Annotated in this window: 14 protein-coding genes; 6 read left to right on the forward strand and 8 right to left on the reverse strand. The window is 37.4% G+C overall.

Annotated features, from left to right (window positions below):
• Nucleotides 1–21: 21 nt before the first annotated feature.
• Nucleotides 22–1,152, forward strand: coding sequence for a 4-hydroxyphenylpyruvate dioxygenase (gene hppD / locus EZ449_RS06475; RefSeq protein WP_131557156.1), 1,131 nt, complete (start codon nt 22–24; stop codon nt 1,150–1,152).
• A gap of 221 nt (nt 1,153–1,373) precedes the next feature.
• Here the strand turns inward: hppD and EZ449_RS06480 are convergent, their stop codons facing one another.
• Nucleotides 1,374–3,110, reverse strand: a complete 1,737-nt coding sequence (locus EZ449_RS06480) for a thiamine pyrophosphate-dependent enzyme (RefSeq protein ID WP_131557157.1) — start codon at nt 3,108–3,110, stop codon at nt 1,374–1,376.
• 330 nt (nt 3,111–3,440) lie between these two features.
• Here EZ449_RS06480 and EZ449_RS06485 point away from each other — a divergent pair, with 330 nt between their 5' ends.
• A complete protein-coding gene (locus tag EZ449_RS06485; protein ID WP_131557158.1) occupies nt 3,441–4,388 on the forward strand; it encodes a chitinase in 948 nt (315 codons plus the stop codon).
• Here the strand turns inward: EZ449_RS06485 and EZ449_RS06490 are convergent, their stop codons facing one another.
• The 6 genes from EZ449_RS06490 to dnaE form a co-directional block, all read right to left on the reverse strand.
• The gene (locus EZ449_RS06490; RefSeq protein ID WP_131557159.1) at nt 4,389–4,907 is read right to left on the reverse strand and encodes a DsbA family protein; all 519 of its coding nucleotides are present in this window, start codon (nt 4,905–4,907) and stop codon (nt 4,389–4,391) included.
• Nucleotides 4,908–4,912: 5 nt separating this feature from the next.
• Nucleotides 4,913–5,374, reverse strand: coding sequence for a redoxin domain-containing protein (locus EZ449_RS06495; protein ID WP_131557160.1), 462 nt, complete (start codon nt 5,372–5,374; stop codon nt 4,913–4,915).
• Between the two features lie 79 nt (nt 5,375–5,453).
• Nucleotides 5,454–6,371, reverse strand: coding sequence for a DUF58 domain-containing protein (locus tag EZ449_RS06500; RefSeq protein ID WP_131557161.1), 918 nt, complete (start codon nt 6,369–6,371; stop codon nt 5,454–5,456).
• 464 nt (nt 6,372–6,835) lie between these two features.
• A complete protein-coding gene (locus EZ449_RS06505; protein ID WP_225872246.1) occupies nt 6,836–8,050 on the reverse strand; it encodes a PQQ-dependent sugar dehydrogenase in 1,215 nt (404 codons plus the stop codon).
• A 146-nt stretch (nt 8,051–8,196) separates the two neighbouring features.
• Nucleotides 8,197–8,517: a thioredoxin gene (gene trxA, locus EZ449_RS06510; RefSeq protein WP_109923776.1), complete on the reverse strand. Its 321-nt coding sequence runs from the start codon at nt 8,515–8,517 to the stop codon at nt 8,197–8,199.
• A gap of 165 nt (nt 8,518–8,682) precedes the next feature.
• Entirely contained in the window at nt 8,683–13,116 is a 4,434-nt protein-coding gene (dnaE, locus tag EZ449_RS06515) for a DNA polymerase III subunit alpha (protein ID WP_131557162.1), read from the reverse strand.
• Nucleotides 13,117–13,570: 454 nt separating this feature from the next.
• On the opposite strand from dnaE, the gene EZ449_RS06520 reads away from it, so the two are divergent.
• On the forward strand, nt 13,571–14,014 hold the full coding sequence (locus EZ449_RS06520) for a hypothetical protein (RefSeq protein WP_131557163.1): 444 nt from the start codon (nt 13,571–13,573) through the stop codon (nt 14,012–14,014).
• A gap of 422 nt (nt 14,015–14,436) precedes the next feature.
• Nucleotides 14,437–15,573, forward strand: a complete 1,137-nt coding sequence (locus tag EZ449_RS06525) for a carboxypeptidase-like regulatory domain-containing protein (RefSeq protein ID WP_131557164.1) — start codon at nt 14,437–14,439, stop codon at nt 15,571–15,573.
• A gap of 136 nt (nt 15,574–15,709) precedes the next feature.
• Here the strand turns inward: EZ449_RS06525 and EZ449_RS06530 are convergent, their stop codons facing one another.
• Nucleotides 15,710–16,165 carry a lipocalin family protein gene (locus EZ449_RS06530; protein WP_131557165.1) on the reverse strand — a complete coding sequence of 152 codons (456 nt, stop codon included), beginning with the start codon at nt 16,163–16,165 and terminating at the stop codon, nt 15,710–15,712.
• Between the two features lie 244 nt (nt 16,166–16,409).
• Between EZ449_RS06530 and mdh the strand changes: the two genes are divergently transcribed.
• Both mdh and EZ449_RS06540 read left to right on the forward strand, forming a co-directional pair.
• A complete protein-coding gene (gene mdh / locus EZ449_RS06535; RefSeq protein WP_131557166.1) occupies nt 16,410–17,348 on the forward strand; it encodes a malate dehydrogenase in 939 nt (312 codons plus the stop codon).
• 158 nt (nt 17,349–17,506) lie between these two features.
• Entirely contained in the window at nt 17,507–17,932 is a 426-nt protein-coding gene (locus tag EZ449_RS06540) for an aspartyl protease family protein (RefSeq protein ID WP_131557167.1), read from the forward strand.
• Nucleotides 17,933–18,060: the final 128 nt, after the last annotated feature.

An 18,060-nucleotide genomic window follows, 5' to 3' on the forward strand; every position in this document is an offset into this window, starting at 1 on the left:
TCCGGAACATCAAAAACAAATATGGAAACACTAACATTTGCAGAAAAAATAGCTAAAGCACAAGATTTTCTGCCCATCAATGGAACAGATTATATAGAATTTTATGTGGGTAATGCGAAGCAGGCAGCGCACTATTACAAAACTGCTTTTGGCTTTCAGAGTTTGGCCTATGCTGGGCCTGAAACAGGCGTTCGCGATCGTGCCTCTTATGTTTTACAACAAGGAAAAATCAGGTTGATTTTAACAAGTGCATTAAAGTCTGATCATCCAATTTCTGAACATGTAAAAAAACATGGTGATGGAGTAAAAGTTTTGGCCCTCTGGGTAGATGATGCTTACAGTGCTTTTGAGGAAACTACAAAGCGAGGAGCAAAACCATATTTGGAACCACAAACCTTAAGCGATGAAAATGGTGAGATTAAAATGAGTGGAATTTACACTTATGGAGAAACCATCCACATGTTTATTGAGCGTAAAAACTACACAGGAACCTTTATGCCGGGCTATCGTAAATTGGTAAGTGATTATAACCCTACCGATGCTGGCCTGTTATACATCGACCATTGTGTGGGCAACGTGGGCTGGAATCGTATGAATGATGCCGTTAAGTGGTATGAAGATGTAATGGGTTTTGTTAACATTCTTTCTTTTGATGATAAACAAATCAATACAGAATATTCTGCCTTAATGAGCAAGGTAATGAGCAATGGAAATGGCTTCTCTAAATTCCCTATCAATGAGCCTGCTGAGGGTAAAAAGAAATCGCAGATTGAAGAATATTTAGAATATTACGAGGGTGAAGGGGTTCAACATATTGCGGTTGCCACAAAGGATATTGTTCAAACTGTAAAAGAACTTAAAGCTCGTGGGGTAGAATTTTTAAGCGCACCACCAGAAGCTTACTACGATATGATGCCTCAACGTGTTGGCAAAATCGATGAAGAGATATCCTTATTAGAAAGCTTAGGTATTTTGGTTGACTGTGATGAAGAAGGTTATTTGTTGCAAATTTTCACCAAACCAGTAGAAGATCGCCCGACTTTATTTTTTGAGATCATTCAACGTAAAGGCGCACAAAGTTTTGGTGCAGGGAACTTTAAGGCACTTTTTGAATCCTTGGAGCGTGAGCAAGAATTAAGGGGAAATTTGTAAATAAGATTTGTCACAGAAAAGGAAACCACCCCCGTACCCCTCCTTGAAAGTAAGGAGGGGAGCTGGACATTGCATATTGAAATTGTTAAAGCATGATTTAAACGACTTGTTTAAAACCACTTACCAAAAATTATACATGATATTTCCCCCAAGCACTTACAATTCCCCTCCTATTTTAGGAGGGGTGAAGGGGTGGTAAATGTTGGGCGGGTAGAAAGACTTTACAAAACCTCCCCCAAATGTTTATAATTCGATTTTATCGTATCCAAAACCTCTGTCATTTTTCCGCCTAACATTAATTTAGCGATCGATTCTGTCATACCTTTTATTTGAGCCCACTCTATTTTTGGTGGCATTGCTAATGCATTTGGGTTAGTCATAATATTTAACAAAACTGGTCCATTTTCTGCAAAAGCATTGGCAATTGCATTTTCAACCTCTTCAGGTTTAGAAGCTGTTAAACCCTTGAAACCCATAGCTTGTGCAACCAATGCAAAATCAGGATTAATCATATCCGTTTCATTGTCAGGCAAACCATCAACTTCCATTTCTAATTTTACCATACCCAAAGCCCTGTTATTAAAAACGATCAGTTTAATTGGTAAATTATATTGTTTAATCGTTGCTAAATCGCCCAAAAGCATCGACAAACCTCCATCACCACATAAGGCAATAACTTGTTTTTCTGGGTGAGCTAACGATGCTCCAATTGCCATTGGCATTGCATTGGCCATAGAACCATGATTAAAAGAGCCTAACATTTTGCGTTCGCCAGTACCATCTATAAATCGGGCGCCCCAAACGCAACACATCCCTGTATCCACAGTAAAAATGGCATCATTAGCCGCTAAGCGATTAATAGTTTCAGCTACAAACTCTGGTTGTATTTTATTTTCCTCACCTTGGTCTTTTACATATACTTGCTGACTTTCTTTCACTTTCTGATAAAATTCAAGCTGCGATTTCAAGAAGCCATCATCGTTCTTTTCCTCTAAAAATGGCAATAAGGCTTTTATGGTATCACTAATATCTCCGCACAAACCCATCGTAAGTTTAGCTCTTCTGCCTAATCGTTCTGGTTTTTCATCAATTTGGATAATTTTATTTTTAACAGGCATGAAGTTTACATAAGGAAAATCCGTTCCCAGAAGCAATACCACATCAGCTTCATGCATGGCATGGTAACCAGATGGCTGCCCAAGCAAACCCGTCATACCAACCTCGTAATGATTATCATATTGAATGCCCATTTTCCCACGGAAAGAAAACCCAACTGGAGCCTTTAATTTTGCCGCTAAAGCCACCACTTCATCATGTGCATCGGCAGCGCCAATACCACAATACAACATGATCTTCTTTTCTGAATTTAAGAAATTCGATAAATCTTTTAATTCATTATCCGATGGGCGAATAACTGGCTTATTATTAAACAACTGCATGGAAGTTACACTTTCAACGGCATCCATTTGGGCAACATCGCCGGGCAAACCAAAAACAGAAACACCTTTTTTATGAATGGCATGTTGAATTGCAGTCTGGAACATTCTTGGCGCTTGTTCGGCTGTTGTGGCTACCTGATTATAATAGCTACAATCATCAAACAATTTTATGGTATTGGTTTCCTGAAAAAATTCCATTCCAAATTCTCCCGTTGGGATGGTGGAGGCAATGGCAATTACAGGAACATGAGATCGATGGGCATCATAAAGTCCGTTAATTAAATGAACGTGTCCAGGTCCACAGCTTCCCGCACAACACGCAATTCCATCCAATTCAGCTTCGGCAGCAGCAGCAAATGCACCAACTTCCTCATTGCGAACATGAATCCATTTAATTTTACCATTTCTCCTAACGGCATCATTGAAATAGTTTAAACTATCTCCAGTAACGGCATAAACTCTTTTTACACCAACTTCAACTAGCATCTCTACTAATTGTTCAGCAACGTTTTTACCCATAAAAGTATTTTTAACAAATCAACATCAGCACGACGATGACATCATATAAATACAGGAATTGACGATATTGTTTTAGGTTACAAATTGAAAAAATCAGAATCTGACTTAGAAAAGACGTTGAAAGGAATTATTTAGGAAATGAGTTTTTCTTCACTAAAACTTCATAATTGAAATGCACCTTTGAATTAACAAAACACAAGAAGCGATTTCCGTTTTGTTAAATTCTAAAAACTCATAATTAGTTTTTTAGTTTTCCGGTTACCCTTATCTGATACCTCATGTATTGCAAAATACATGAGGTTTTTTGTATCTTGATATTTAGCGTTAATTATGAAAGTGTTGTATAAATCATTTGCCATTTTGTTGTTGTTTTTTTCCTTTGGCTTGGTAAAAGTTCAAGCCATTCAAAAAGAAATTATTTCTGAAAAGGATTTTAATAATTGCTTTCCGCTACGAAACAAGTTCTATACTTATACTGCATTTACAAAAGCCTTTTCGGAGATTTCCTTTATAAAAATTAAGGTTGAAAAACGTGGAGATTGGATTTATAAAATTACCCGAACAGATAAACGGGCAAACAAAACGACATTAGTTCGCCAAGATAAGGATTGGAATGAAGTTTGGGCAAAAGCAAAGCCTTACAGTAGTATTGACGTAGATTATGGCGATTTTTGTACTAACAAAGAATCCAATATCAACAAGAAAGAGCTTGCGGCTTTCTTTGCTCACATCGCCCATGAAACCCGAAATGGCATCAATAATCAATTTAATGATGGATTAATGTTGATTAATGAAATTGATACTAATGCCGCTTACTTTACCGAAAATATTATTTATCCAGCAGTTGCGGGAAAGAAATATTATGGTCGTGGTCCTTTGCAATTAAGCTACAATGGCAACTATGGGTTTACATCTGATTGTATTTTCGGCGACAAGAATACACTTTTAAATAATCCTAGTTTAATCAGCATAAATCCGGTTTTAGCATTCGAAACTGCTATTTTCTTTTGGATGACGCCACAAGGATCGAAGCCATCAGCCCATCAGGTAATGACTGGAAATTGGAATCAAACATCAGCTGATAAGCAGAATGGATATACTTCAGGTTTTGGACTAACCATCAATATTATCAACGGGAAGTTAGAGTGTGGTAAAGGAGAAGATACTGCACCGATGCTAGATCGAATTGGATTTTACCAATACTTTTTAAAGAAATTTAAGATTATTGACGACAATTGTGCCTGTTCATGTGCACAAATGACGCCATTCTCAGGTTAATTATGATGTACTTTCTTTAAGCATTTGGTACAAATCAGAAGCATTACCGTCGAATTTAGTTCCATTTACGTAAAAAGATGGTGTACCATTTACGCCACTTCGAACACCACTTTCAAAGTCAGCTTCAACTTTTTGTTTAACATTAGCTGCTTCAACATCTTGCTGAAACCGTTCCAAATCCAAACCAATAGTTTCTGCCAGCTCTTCAAATAGATCAGCGTTAATTCGGTACTGATTTTCATAAAGCGCATCATGCATTTCCCAAAACTTATCCTGTAAAGCCGCAGCTTCTGCCGCAACAGCAGCTCCGTAAGCAAATTCATGGGATTCTTGTAACGGAAAATTACGAAAGGCCAATCTAATTTGATCGCCAAACGCATCTTGAATTTCCTTTACTATTGGATAGGCATCGCCACAGTACGGGCATTGATAATCGCCAAACTCTACAATTGTTATCGCTGCCGATGCTGCGCCCTGAATATGATCGTGGCTACTTACTTCTGGTTTTAATGTGCTCATAATAATTATTTCTTTGTCAATTCTTCCAATGCATCTAAAATTCCATCTGCCCCAGGATTTACAGCTGTGGGTGATAGATAACTCCAAGCTATTTTTCCCTCTTTATCAATTACAAATAATGCCCGCTTACTTTCCCCCACTTCTTCATCGTACACGCCATAAGCTTTTGAAACTTTGCCTTTCGGTTCAAAATCGGCTAGAAGCGGAAAATGTAATTTGCGATCTTGTTCAAATGCCAAATGGCACCAAACACTATCTACAGAAATTCCGAAAATCTGTGCGTCGTATTTGCTAAAATATTTCAACATTTCATTGTACAGAGCCATTTGATCGCTGCAAACAGGGCTCCAATCTGCTGGATAAAAAGCCAATATTACATTCTTACCCTTAAAATCCTTAAGTTTTATTTTTTGATCGGGGGTAGCATTTAATTCAAAATCTGGTGCTGTGGCGCCTTTTTCTAACATATTATAGCGTTTAAAATTTAAAACTTTCTTTATTGTAACAGCTTAGGGTGCATGTTGTTTTTCGTGGGGAAATTAAAGACTAACCTAACTTTTGTCTTTTAATTAAGTAGGACTGCAGAATCGGATAAAATCCATCATTCATGTCGGCGTCAATTAAATCAATTTTATATTGAGCACATTTAAGCGCAATCTCTTGCCGGTAAGAGGAAACTGCGGCCTTGTAATTCTCTTTAACTTGGTTTGTATGAACTTTAATAGTATCGCCAGTTTCCATATCGATAAATTGATATGGCCGATTCTCGAAATCAAAATCTACTTCTTTAGATTTATCCACCACATTAAAGACTACAACTTCGTGTTTATTGAATTTCAAATGCTGCAAAGCATCGAAAAGTTGATCAGTTTTTTCTGGACTGGTCTGCGTATTAAACAAATCGCTAAATATAATTACCAAAGAGCGTTTGTGAATCAGTTCGGCAACTTGGTGTAAGGCTTCACTTAAATTGGTTTGTGCATTTACTTTTGGTTTTTGTAGTAGCTCTTCTAGTTGTGCAAATAAATATTTCTGGTGAACAGTGGTCGATTTTGCTGGAGAATTCAATAAAATTTCATCAGTAAATAAACTTAATCCAAACGCATCCCGTTGCTTTTTCAGCAAGTACATTAAGGAAGCCGTTGCCTGAATAGAAAAAGTAAGTTTATTATTTCTTGGCTCCGGAAAGTACATCGATGAAGAGACATCAATCACAAATTGACACCTCAGATTGGTTTCTTCCTCAAAACGTTTGCTGTAAAGCTTATCGGTTTTGGCATATAGTTTCCAATCGATATTTTTTACATTATCGCCAATATTATACTGCCGATGCTCTGCAAATTCTACCGAGAAACCATGAAACGGACTCTTATGCAAACCTGTAATAAAACCCTCTACAACTTGATGAGCCAATAATTCGAGGTTACCGAAGCTTGTTTCATTTTCGTAATTAACTGCCTGCATGAAGTAAAGCTAATAAAAGATTTACGAATTAAAAGACCATAATCGCATTCTCGTTAACTTAATTAAAAAATGTTTTGGAAAGCAAAGACAGAAGTTCTTAGCACAATCTGTTCCCACCATCGTTGCAAATCCTCTTCCGGTGAAAAACCGGAATTGCGGGTTTTTCACTTTGTCGGGTTTAGGTGGATTAGGTTGTGCAACTATTTAGGGTAAAATCCAAAGGTGTAAATATTTTCTTTCTCAAACCTCGCAGGTTTTAAAAACCTAAGAGGTTAAAATAAGCGGTTCCATCGGCTGGTGCCACACCAGACGAAATGAGAAGTGAATTACGGTTGGTTTAGGAACTAAAATACAGGAAGAATTGTAGAATATTTAATCTATCGGCTGGTGTCCTCACCTGCCGAGACTAGAAAAAAATGGTCGGTGAGACACCAACCATCAAGAAAAATATGCAATCGAAAATTTTATTTCTTTGCAATCTTATAAAGTTTGCCGTTATCAGTAACAGAATAAAGCGCTCCATCTTTCTCCACCATGTCTCGGAAACGTTCACCTTTACCCTCTAACAATCTTTCTTCGCCAACAACCTTATTGTTTTTAATAACCAAACGGATGATGTGGGACCCACCCAAGCCACCAACGAATAAGTTCCCTTTCCACTCGGGTATGCTCGTTCCATTATAAAATGTAATGCAGCCTGGCGAAATACTCGGATTCCAGAAATAAACTGGTTGCTCCATTCCTTCTTTTTGCTGAATACCATCGCCTACTTGTTTTCCGCTGTATTCGGTTCCATAAGTAATAATTGGCCAGCCATAATTTTTGCCGGGCTTAATTAAATTCACTTCATCGCCGCCTTTAGGTCCAAATTCTGCTTCCCATAAATCGCCTGTTTGAGGATTAATGGCCAAACCATCAGGATTACGCAAGCCCAATGCATAAATTTCTGGTCGTGCATCTGCCTTGCCAGCGAAAGGACCGTTTGCAACCGCTTTACCATCAGTAGTAAGGTGAAGAATTTTTCCTAATGATGAATTTAAATATTGTGCCTGAATTCTGATGTCGCCACCAGAACGCTCTCCTGTACTTACAAATAAGTTTCCGCTTTTATCAAATACTATTCTAGATCCATATTGCAATTTACCTCCATAAGATGGGGTTGCACGATAGATAACGGTTTGATTTTCAATAGATGTTTCATTTGCCGCTAATTTTCCCTTTGCAATTGCAAGAAGTACACCTTTATCTTGTGGTTCTGAGTATGCCCAATAAACCATTCTGTTCTTAGCAAAATTAGGATCGATGGTTACATCCAATAAACCACCTTGCCCTGAAGCATCAACTTTAGGCAGGCCAGTAATTTTTTTGCTGGATTTTCCATCGGCAGTTAGAATTACCATTGTTCCTTGCTTTTGGGTAATTAAAAAACCACCATTTGGTAGCACAGAAATTGCCCAAGGATTTTCCAAACTTTCATTTAAGATCGAGATATCAAGCGCAGTACTGGTTTTTACGCCGGCAATTCGAGTTTGCCCCTCGAAAGCTGGTTTATAATCTGCTGATGGCTTATTGGTTTCCACTGGATTTTGCGCGGAAACACACGCAACATTTGCACAGTTTAACGCCAAGCCTGCTAATAACAGACCTAATGTTTTATTGTTGAATAGGTTCATAGACATGATTAGAATTTAATTAAAGAAACAAAAATATTTTTGCATAAAAAAACCCGATTCCTATAAATGAACTCGGGTTTTTGTAATATTATTAGTGAAGTATGAGCATCGGATTTAATTTAAACCCTTTACCTTATACCCTCAACTTTTATTTAAGCTAATTGCTTGTTCAATTTTTCAGCTAAAACTGATTTTGGAACCGCTCCAACTTGTTTATCAACAACTTGACCATCTTTAAAGTATAATAAAGCTGGGATGTTACGGATACCAAATTGCATCGAAATTTGAGGATTGTTATCTACGTTTACTTTTCCAACGATAGCTTTACCATCATATTCTTTAGCGATTTCTTCTACTACTGGACCAACCATGCGACAAGGGCCACACCATTCTGCCCAAAAATCTACTAATACGGGTTTATCTGATTTTAATACAAGCTCCTCGAAGTTTGCATCTGTGATTTCTAATGCCATAATTATTTTTTTTATGTTCAAATATATGTATTCAATTGTAATGCCAACTACTCGCTAATGTCAATTTGACATTACTTTGAGGGTATCTACTCATTCACCATTGCGAGGCACGAAGCAATCTCATTTTTAACCAAGATTGCTTCGTGCCTCGCAAGGCGATAAACCTTAGTTAAGCTTGTAGTTTACAACATTCAATCCCAACAATTGTTCTAAGAACTTGTTGTTCGGATTTATTTTTAAATTTTTGGATGGCATATCCAGCATAATCTCTTTTTCCCTATCAAAAATAGCGAAGTTAAGTTGGCAGTTCTGTTGCTCAGAATTTGCCTTATTGTCTGCTAATATTGCTTCAATCTCTCGCATCAATTCATCATTAACCCGCTCAATGGGTACTTGGATAGTTAAGCTCTTCGCCAATTTATCTCTTAATTCTGACATTAGATTTATTGCTGTGATCTTAAACTCCCAATCGCCTGCTTTTCCAAATCTTTCTCCAACCCTACCCCTAATTTGTAAGAAATATCCCTCAGTTAAAAACGACTTAAATTTTAAGAAATCCTCTCCAAATAAAGCCATTTCCGAAGCGTCCTCGTAATCCTCAAAAACGAAAGTCCCGAATGGCTTACCTGTTTTGGTAATTCTTTGCGATGCCGAAACCACTAAACCACCCACGCAAAGCTCCCGGTTTTGTAGCTTTACAAATTCCGCCAAAACTTCTTCGTTAGTATCGCCCATCCTCACTTTATTGATGATGCTCAATTGCCTCACACCATGCGTACAGAACTTATCGAGCTCTAATTTATAATTATCCAAAGGGTGACCAGAAAGAAAAATCCCGATAGCATCTTTTTCATATTTCAAGCGATCCATTAATGCCCATTCTGGCGAAACTGGTAATGTTGGCTCTAAAATTAAATCGGCCTTTGAACCACCAAACAGTGAAGCTTGCGATGTATTTTCATTGTTCTGAAAATCATTTGCATACTTGATAATCTTCTCAATGCCATTCATTTTATCATTCGGACCGATGTAGAAAAACTGAGCCCTATGTCCGCCAAAAGCATCAAAAGCACCACTGTAAACAAAACTTTCATAAGCTTTTTTATTTACAATTCTGGTATTAGATCGCTTTGCAAAATCGTAAACTGACGAATACGCCCCGTTTTCTAACCTTTCTTCGATAATGCTTTCTACCGCTTTCTCGCCTACACCTTTTACAGCCGACATCCCGAAACGAACCTCACCCCTAATGTTCACCGAGAATTTAAGATCAGATTCGTTAACATCCGGCCCCAAAACGGTAACGCCCATCTGGCGACATTCTTCCATAAAGAAAGCAACCTGTTTAATATCACTCATGTTATTGGAAAGTACCGCAGCCATGTATTCTGCAGGATAATGTGCTTTTAAATAGGCCGTTTGATAAGCAATCCACGCATAACAGGTAGAGTGCGATTTGTTAAACGCATAAGATGCAAATGCCTCCCAATCTTTCCAAATTTTTTCTAAAGTAACCGCATCATGACCTTTCTCCGCAGCCTGCTTAACGAATTTAGGTTTCATTTTATCCAGCACTTCCTTTTGCTTTTTACCCATCGCCTTACGCAAAACATCGGCCTCACCTTTGGTAAATCCAGCCAATTTTTGCGATAAAAGCATTACCTGCTCCTGGTAAACCGTAATACCGTAAGTCTCCTTTAGGTATTCCTCACAAGCATCTAAATCATACTTAATCTCTTCCTCACCGTTCTTCCGCTTTACGAAACTAGGAATATACTCCATTGGTCCTGGGCGGTATAAGGCATTCATGGCAATTAAATCGTCGAAAACCGTTGGCTTTAACTCTTTCATGTACTTCTGCATCCCCGGACTTTCATATTGGAAAATACCAATGGTTTCGCCACGTTGGAAAAGCTCATAAGTCAATACATCATCAATTGGGAAAGTATCTGGATCGAGGTTAATGCCATGCCTTTTCTTCACCAATTTAACCGTATCCTTAATTAGCGTAAGCGTTTTTAAGCCCAAGAAATCCATCTTTAACAAACCGGCACTTTCTACAACCGAGTTATCAAATTGGGTAACATATAAATCAGAATCCTTGGCCGTAGCCACAGGAACGAAATTGGTAATATCACTTGGCGTAATAATTACACCGCAAGCGTGGATTCCTGTATTCCTTAACGAGCCCTCTAAAACCTGCGCCTGCTGAATGGTTTCGGCACTTAAATCTTTCAAAAGCCCCATCGCCTTTAGCTCCTGAACTCGCTCGTACTCATCCGGACGTAAGGCATCTTTCAAACTCTTTTCATCGAGTGTGAAGATCTTTGCCAATTTCATATTCGGAATGAGCTTGGCAATTTTATCGGCCTCGAACAATGGTAAATCTAAAACCCTTGCCGTATCACGGATGGAAGATTTCGCCGCCATGGTTCCGTAAGTAATGATTTGCGCTACCTGACTAGAACCGTACTTATTGATTACGTATTCCATTACGCGACCACGACCCTCATCATCAAAATCGATGTCGATATCCGGCATGGAAACACGATCTGGATTTAAGAACCGCTCAAAAAGGAGGTCATACTTAAGGGGGTCGATGTTGGTGATCCATAAACAGTAAGCCACAACAGAACCTGCAGCAGAACCACGACCAGGACCAACGGAAACATCTCTTCTACGGGCTTCTGCAATAAAATCTTGTACAATTAAGAAATAACCGGGGTAACCCGTTTTCTCAATCGTTGCCAATTCAAAATCTAACCGATCAATAACCTCTGGCTTTAATTCGCCATAACGTTTTTTAGCGCCCTCATAAGTAAGGTGCCTTAAAAATTTATTTTCTCCCCGTTTTCCACCATCACTTTCATCCTCAACCACTAAAAACTGTTCTGGAATATCAAACTTCGGTAATAAAACCTCGCGGGCGAGCTTGTAGATTTCAATCTTATCTACAATCTCTTGTATGTTTAAAATCGCCTCGGGCAAATCAGCAAAAAGCGCTTTCATTTCATCGCCCGATTTGAAATAATATTCTTGATTAGGCAAGCCATAGCGGTAGCCGCGGCCACGGCCAATTGGTGTTGCCTGCTTTTCTCCATCTTTTACACAAAGCAAAATATCATGCGCATTTGCATCTTTTTTGTTGATGTAATAAGTATTATTGGTAGCAACCAGTTTCACCTCGTGCTTTTTAGCCAAAGCAATTAAGGATGTATTTACTCGATCCTCATCCTCCTGATTGTGGCGCATCACCTCCACATAAAAATCTTCTCCAAATTGCTCTTTCCACCAAATCAAAGCTTCCTCGGCCTGATTTTCGCCCATGTTTAGAAGCTTGTTCGAAATCTCTCCAGATAAGTTTCCAGATAATACAATAATATCATCCTTATAAGTTTCAATTACGTTTCTATCAATCCTTGGAACATAATAAAAGCCCTTTGTATAGGCAATTGAAGACATTTTAGCTAAATTATGATAGCCATTTTTGTTCTTTGCCAAAAGCACCATCTGGTAGCCATTATCTTTGGTTGTTCTGTTCAGATGATCATCACAAACGAAAAATTCTACACCAATAATTGGCGTCATGACTACTTCGGTAGGGCGTTGACCTGCTTCAATCGCTTCCGCGTTTTTAGCTTCTGCAGCTTTATTATGATTTAAAACTGCATTAACGAAATGAAAAGCACCCATCATATTTGCATGATCCGTCATGGCGACAGCGGGCATTTTCTGTGCAGCAGTTGCTTTTATTAATGCAGGAATGCTGATGGTACTTTGCAACACCGAAAACTGCGTATGGTTGTGCAAATGCACAAAAGTTGCCGCAGCAAGTTCCTGTTTATTTTCAGCCAGCTCTTGTCTAGAAACGCCGCCACCCTCTGCTTTTTGCAAGCGCTTGCGAATCTCATCAGAGGCCGATTTTAAGTTAACATGCTGTATGCCAAAACTCGGAATTGATGCTGGATTTATCTCCCTAAAACATGGAAAATATTCAACGTCAACCAGTAATTCTTCTTTTGTAAAAACTTCCTTTTTAATCAATTCCAAAAAGCAGCGTGTAGTTGCCTCCACATCAGCAGTTGCATTGTGCGCCTCATTAAAAGGAACGCCAAATAAATAAGAGTGCAACTCGGTTAAGGTTGGCAATTTAAACTTGCCGCCTCTACCTCCTGGCAGCTTTAACAAACTGGCCGTAATTTCTGTACAGGTATCTAAAACCGGCATTTCTGCCATTCTATTTTCAAGGCCAAAACGATGAAATTCGCAACCCATAATGTTTACATCAAAGCCAACATTCTGGCCTACTATAAACTTCGATTTTGACAGTGCGATATTGAATTTCTCCAAAACCTCGGCCAATGTTATCCCTTGTTCAGCAGCTAAATCAGTAGAAATTCCGTGAATTCTTTCCGCATCATAAGGAATATTAAAACCCTCTGGCTTAACCAAATAATCCTGATGTTCAACCAGCCGCCCCATCTCATCGTGCAGTTGCCATGCAATTTGAATACAACGCGGCCAATTATCCGTATCGGTAATTGGGGCATTGTAATTACGTGGCAAACCCGTGGTTTCAGTATCAAAAATTAAGTACATATTGTATGGTAAAGAATTAACCGTTTCAGAATATCACGGTTCTTCAAAAATAAGGATTTTGAAGGTTGATGTTGTCAGGATTTTATCAACAAAAGATTAGGATAAGTTTTAAGGACGAGATTGTTGTAATGGCATCCAACCTTGCTGTCATATTGAGGCACGAAACTTATGTGCGTTTATTTACTTTTGGTTAAATAATGCTAACTTAAAACTGTAAGAATTTGATATAACCACTCAGATTTAGGATTTAGGTTCGTTTTAGTCATTAATAATATAATTTTAGCATCCTATTCATCAAGTTAGATAATTTCCAATTCAGCATATTGAAAAACCTAAGTTTAATTTAAAAATTTAGATCCTCAACACCTAAATACAAGAAGTAAGTTTTAATTCTCTTGTATTTTATTTATCTTGGCTAAGCAGAGATACGCACATACCGCTAACCAAATCGATCATGAAACTAATTAAATTGCTCTTTTTAGGAATGTTCGCAATTCTATGTACAGCTACAAAACAACACAGCAATATAAGTATTGCCCAAGCATTTATTAATGATGTCGCAAAGGGGGAAATACAAAATGAAGCAATTATAAAAAAATATCTTTGTGAGATTACAGAGTCAAAAGAAATAGAATTAATCGAAATGCAATTAAACGCATTAAGAACTGAGTTAATTACTGGTAAATTAAAAATCGAAAGCTATAAGAATATTTCTTTAAGTGAACAAACAATTTTAGTAGAAAGTTCAGAAAAAGATTTTATTTACAGCGTAAAATGTAGCGATAAATTTATCTGTTTCATATTATTGGAGAATAACAAAATTGCTTCATTCGCTACCATAAATAAAGGAGGGAGAAGAATTTTTATATCATTTTGCAACCAAGGAAAAAAGATTTAGCTTTTTGTTTTGACCTGATTTAACACTATTTAACCCTCAACCTGCGTTTAATAATACTCGATAAACGCTGGTCGGGATTACAAAACCCGACCTTGATCTTAGGATTTTAGATCCTATAAAAAACTTATACAATCTACCTTTTTGCGAAATCATTTAAATAATTTGGAAAGCAATAGCAGTAATTCTTCGGTTGGGTTTGGTCCCGCTAATGTTTCTGCCGAAGAAAAAAAACGGCATCCACGAATATCGGGTTTGGATAACTTAATCCTGAATAAATCCGTCATTTCGAACGAAGTTGAGAAATCTTTGAACCTTAACATTAAGTTCAAAACATTTATGCGCTATGCTCGCTTTGAAAATAGTTAGAATGTGTTCCTTTTTCTTATTTTTATCAAACAGCAACAAATTATAATTAGACGCAAATGAAATCTCTAGCTTTCCAGCTGCTTTTTATCTTAATGCTATTCGCAAGTACTAATCTAATTTCCCAAGAAGCATACACCATTTCGGGAATTGTTGAAGATGAGCAGCATAAACCTATACAAAACGCTACCGTATTTATCAGCGGCTCTCAAAAGGTTACTAAAACTAGCGAAACAGGTCAATTTACGTTCATAGGAATTACTGCCGGCAACTACTCCATATCTTCAAAAATGCTTGGATTTGAAACACCCTCGCTGGCCATTACTATTCATGACAAATCCATTAACCTTGCAATTATTTTAAAAGAAAAACCGATAACGCTAAATGAGGTAAACATCATCTCAGATGATGATCGCAAGTGGTATTATAGCATATTTAAAGAACAGTTTTTAGGTAAATCGATCGACAAAAAAAAATGTGTAATCCTAAATTCTGAAATTCTGAACTTTATTGGCAAAAAGATTAATCCACCATATGATCTTATCTTAAAAGTTAGTGCTGATGAATTATTAATCATTGAAAATAAGCTGCTAGGTTACAGAATCAAATATCTTCTTCGAGCTTTTGAATATAATGCTAAAACACGCATCACCTCATATGATGGTGATAGTAGTTTTGAAGAGATAGAGGGAACGCCTGAGCAGAAAAAAATATGGGCTAAAAATAGGTTGGCAGCTTATCAAGGGTCGTTAATGCATTTTTTGAGATCAGCATATAATAACACCGTTTTACAAGAGGGATTTATTGCAAACCAGCTTATAAAAAGTAGTAACATATTCGATGAAAGAATTTACAGGAATCCTAACCCGGCCAAATTTTCCAGCTTAGTTAACCGTGTAGATAGCTCATTTGTTTCATACAAATTCAACGGTTTAAATATTGTCTACCGACCAAAAAAGGCTAGTTTAGAAATAGTTAGAGGAGAAAGTAAAGTAATCATCGATAGCTACCCAGATGACCGTAACCTCTTACCTATTGATGCGACCGGTAAAAGTTCTCAGCTATTATTGCATTTAAAAGAGGCTATAATTGATGCAAGAGGCAGTGTTTACAGTGGTTATCAAACATTTCTTATTCGCGGTCTTTGGTCAGAAAAGCGTTTAGGCGATCAATTACCTTTTGAATATCAACCTTAGGAAACAATTAGATCACTACTGCTGGTCGGGATTTTAAATCCTATAAATGAATTTAACTAGTTTCTCATCTTTCCAATCAAATTAGTTTTTTTCAGTTAGTGAGGCATCAACGAAAGAAAAAAGCATTTAAAAACAGTTAACTGAAATGCTCCTGACTTACCAATTCACTTACATCATAACCTTTTTCCCTGCATCTTTCAATAATATCAACCAATAAATCAGCTTCCATTTTAGGCTCCCTAGTCATAATAAAAAGGTATTTCTCATCAGGATGCCCAACTACAACGTAACTGTAATCATCAGCCAATTCTATAATCCAATAGCCAATTTTAAAAGGCCATAAAAATTGAGCTTTCATATCACCATCAGGTTTCTCTTCATCAAAAAACAATTTTGAGGTAATCGATTTTTCTTCTGGGTTTCCCTCCTTATGGTAGGTGGTTAAAACATCAAAATGATCATCGTCTTTTAAGGTATAAGTCTCCGTAGTTTGTTTCCAATTCTTATCCATCAAAGTTGGAATAGAATATAAAGAATACCATTTACCCTCAAACGCCTTAAGATCTATATTACTAATAGGTTTATTTTCCATGATGATTTTTTAATAGCTAACCAAAAAAACATCAATATGGTTTTGAATTTCCTACAACTCCATTATGTTGACAACGCAAATTGTTATGTTATCACCTCAATTCTTGATGTTGCCCTTTGAAGTGTCATAGCAATAATGGCATAGCTTCTGGTTACATATAAATTTTGAAAAGAATTATTAAACCTTATATTTATTTCTACCTTCGATTAATATTTAACGATAGCAAACCTTTAAATTAAAATATATGAAAGTAACGGTTGTGGGCGCAGGCGCAGTTGGTGCCACCTGTGCAGATAATATTGCCAGAAAAGAATTAGCAAACGAACTTGTTCTATTGGATATTAAAGAGGGATTTGCCGAAGGTAAAGCCATCGATATGATGCAAACTGCTACTCTTTTAGGCTTCGATACAAAAATTACTGGGGTAACGGGCGATTATAGTAAAACCGCCGGATCTGATGTAGTGGTAATTACTTCGGGCCTACCCCGTAAACCCGGCATGACGCGTGAAGATTTAATCGGCATTAATGCTGGAATCGTTAAAGGCGTTGCCGAAAATATATTGAAATTCTCTCCAGAAGCAATCTTCATTGTGATTAGTAATCCAATGGACACTATGACTTACTTAGCCTTAAAATCTCTTGGTTTGCCTAAAAACCGCATCATTGGTATGGGTGGAACCTTAGATAGCTCACGATTTAAATTCTATTTATCACAAGCTTTAGATTGCAATCCTAATGATTTACAAGGATTTGTAATTGGCGGTCATGGTGATACCACCATGATTCCGTTGACACGTTTAGCTACTTACCAAAGTTTACCAGTAAGTAATTTATTGGATAAAGCTACGCTTGATAAAGTTGCAGCCGATACGATGGTTGGTGGCGCAACACTAACCGGTTTAATCGGAACATCCGCTTGGTATGCGCCGGGTGCCGCTGGAGCTGCATTAGTTGAAGCCATTTTACGCGACGAAAAGAAACTATTTACTTGCTGCGTTTCATTAGAAGGAGAATACGGACAGGAAGATATTTGCTTAGGTGTTCCAGTAATTATTGGCCGCAGCGGTTGGGAAAAAATCATCGATTTTAAATTAACTGAAGAGGAACAAGCTGCATTTAATAAAAGTGCCGACGCCGTTAGAAATATGAATAGCGTGCTTGCAGAAATGAAATTGGTCTAATCCTCAACCTTTAAAATTTTTGGTTAAACTTAAATAGTGCTTTCCCTCTCGAATGAGAGGGAAACTTAGTATTATGGTTTCTACCCATTTCTATCATCAATAAACATTAACCGCCCAACTCAGGTGTCCTAAGATGTCTTAGGTGGTAAAAACATGAAATGAAATCAATTTCAATCCCATTAAAACTGATAAACTTACAAGACGATGGCTTCCACCTTTTGGTGGAAGTTGTTGTTTTTAAGGAAAAGCACTTCGCCGTATTAGATACTGGAGCATCGAGAAGTGTATTCGATAAATCGTTAATAGAACAGCATCTTTCCGAAACGTTAAACGTATCCGACGAGATTAGTGCAGCGACCTTATTCACCACCACTACAACAATACAAGCAACAATTCCCGAAATAAAAATCGGACCGCTTAAAATTAAGAACTACGAAACTGTAGCTTTCGATCTGCAATCTGTTAGTGAAACCTATCAGCAATTTGGACATCCACCTATTATAAGTATCCTTGGCGGCGACATTTTAATGAAACATAGAGCCGTTATCAATTATGATAAAATGATTTTAAGGCTTTATAAATAACTGCATTAGCCACAAATTATAAATACCGTGCAGCTGTAAAGTAGCTGTAGATTTTCAATAATGTAGCCGCAGATTCGCAGGTTTTAACTGGTAAGGTATTAATTAAAAATATTAATCTGCGAATCTGC

The organism is Pedobacter frigidisoli, assembly GCF_004331675.1.
GTDB lineage: Bacteria > Bacteroidota > Bacteroidia > Sphingobacteriales > Sphingobacteriaceae > Pedobacter > Pedobacter frigidisoli.

What these genes read in the sequence shown, in the direction of transcription:
- hppD (WP_131557156.1), top strand. Translation starts at nt 22, where the DNA reads ATGGAAACACTAACATTTGCAGAAAAAATAGCTAAAGCACAAGATTTT.
- EZ449_RS06480 (WP_131557157.1), bottom strand. Translation starts at nt 3,110, where the DNA reads ATGGGTAAAAACGTTGCTGAACAATTAGTAGAGATGCTAGTTGAAGTT.
- EZ449_RS06485 (WP_131557158.1), top strand. Translation starts at nt 3,441, where the DNA reads ATGAAAGTGTTGTATAAATCATTTGCCATTTTGTTGTTGTTTTTTTCC.
- EZ449_RS06490 (WP_131557159.1), bottom strand. Translation starts at nt 4,907, where the DNA reads ATGAGCACATTAAAACCAGAAGTAAGTAGCCACGATCATATTCAGGGC.
- EZ449_RS06495 (WP_131557160.1), bottom strand. Translation starts at nt 5,374, where the DNA reads ATGTTAGAAAAAGGCGCCACAGCACCAGATTTTGAATTAAATGCTACC.
- EZ449_RS06500 (WP_131557161.1), bottom strand. Translation starts at nt 6,371, where the DNA reads ATGCAGGCAGTTAATTACGAAAATGAAACAAGCTTCGGTAACCTCGAA.
- EZ449_RS06505 (WP_225872246.1), bottom strand. Translation starts at nt 8,050, where the DNA reads ATGTCTATGAACCTATTCAACAATAAAACATTAGGTCTGTTATTAGCA.
- trxA (WP_109923776.1), bottom strand. Translation starts at nt 8,517, where the DNA reads ATGGCATTAGAAATCACAGATGCAAACTTCGAGGAGCTTGTATTAAAA.
- dnaE (WP_131557162.1), bottom strand. Translation starts at nt 13,116, where the DNA reads ATGTACTTAATTTTTGATACTGAAACCACGGGTTTGCCACGTAATTAC.
- EZ449_RS06520 (WP_131557163.1), top strand. Translation starts at nt 13,571, where the DNA reads ATGAAACTAATTAAATTGCTCTTTTTAGGAATGTTCGCAATTCTATGT.
- EZ449_RS06525 (WP_131557164.1), top strand. Translation starts at nt 14,437, where the DNA reads ATGAAATCTCTAGCTTTCCAGCTGCTTTTTATCTTAATGCTATTCGCA.
- EZ449_RS06530 (WP_131557165.1), bottom strand. Translation starts at nt 16,165, where the DNA reads ATGGAAAATAAACCTATTAGTAATATAGATCTTAAGGCGTTTGAGGGT.
- mdh (WP_131557166.1), top strand. Translation starts at nt 16,410, where the DNA reads ATGAAAGTAACGGTTGTGGGCGCAGGCGCAGTTGGTGCCACCTGTGCA.
- EZ449_RS06540 (WP_131557167.1), top strand. Translation starts at nt 17,507, where the DNA reads ATGAAATCAATTTCAATCCCATTAAAACTGATAAACTTACAAGACGAT.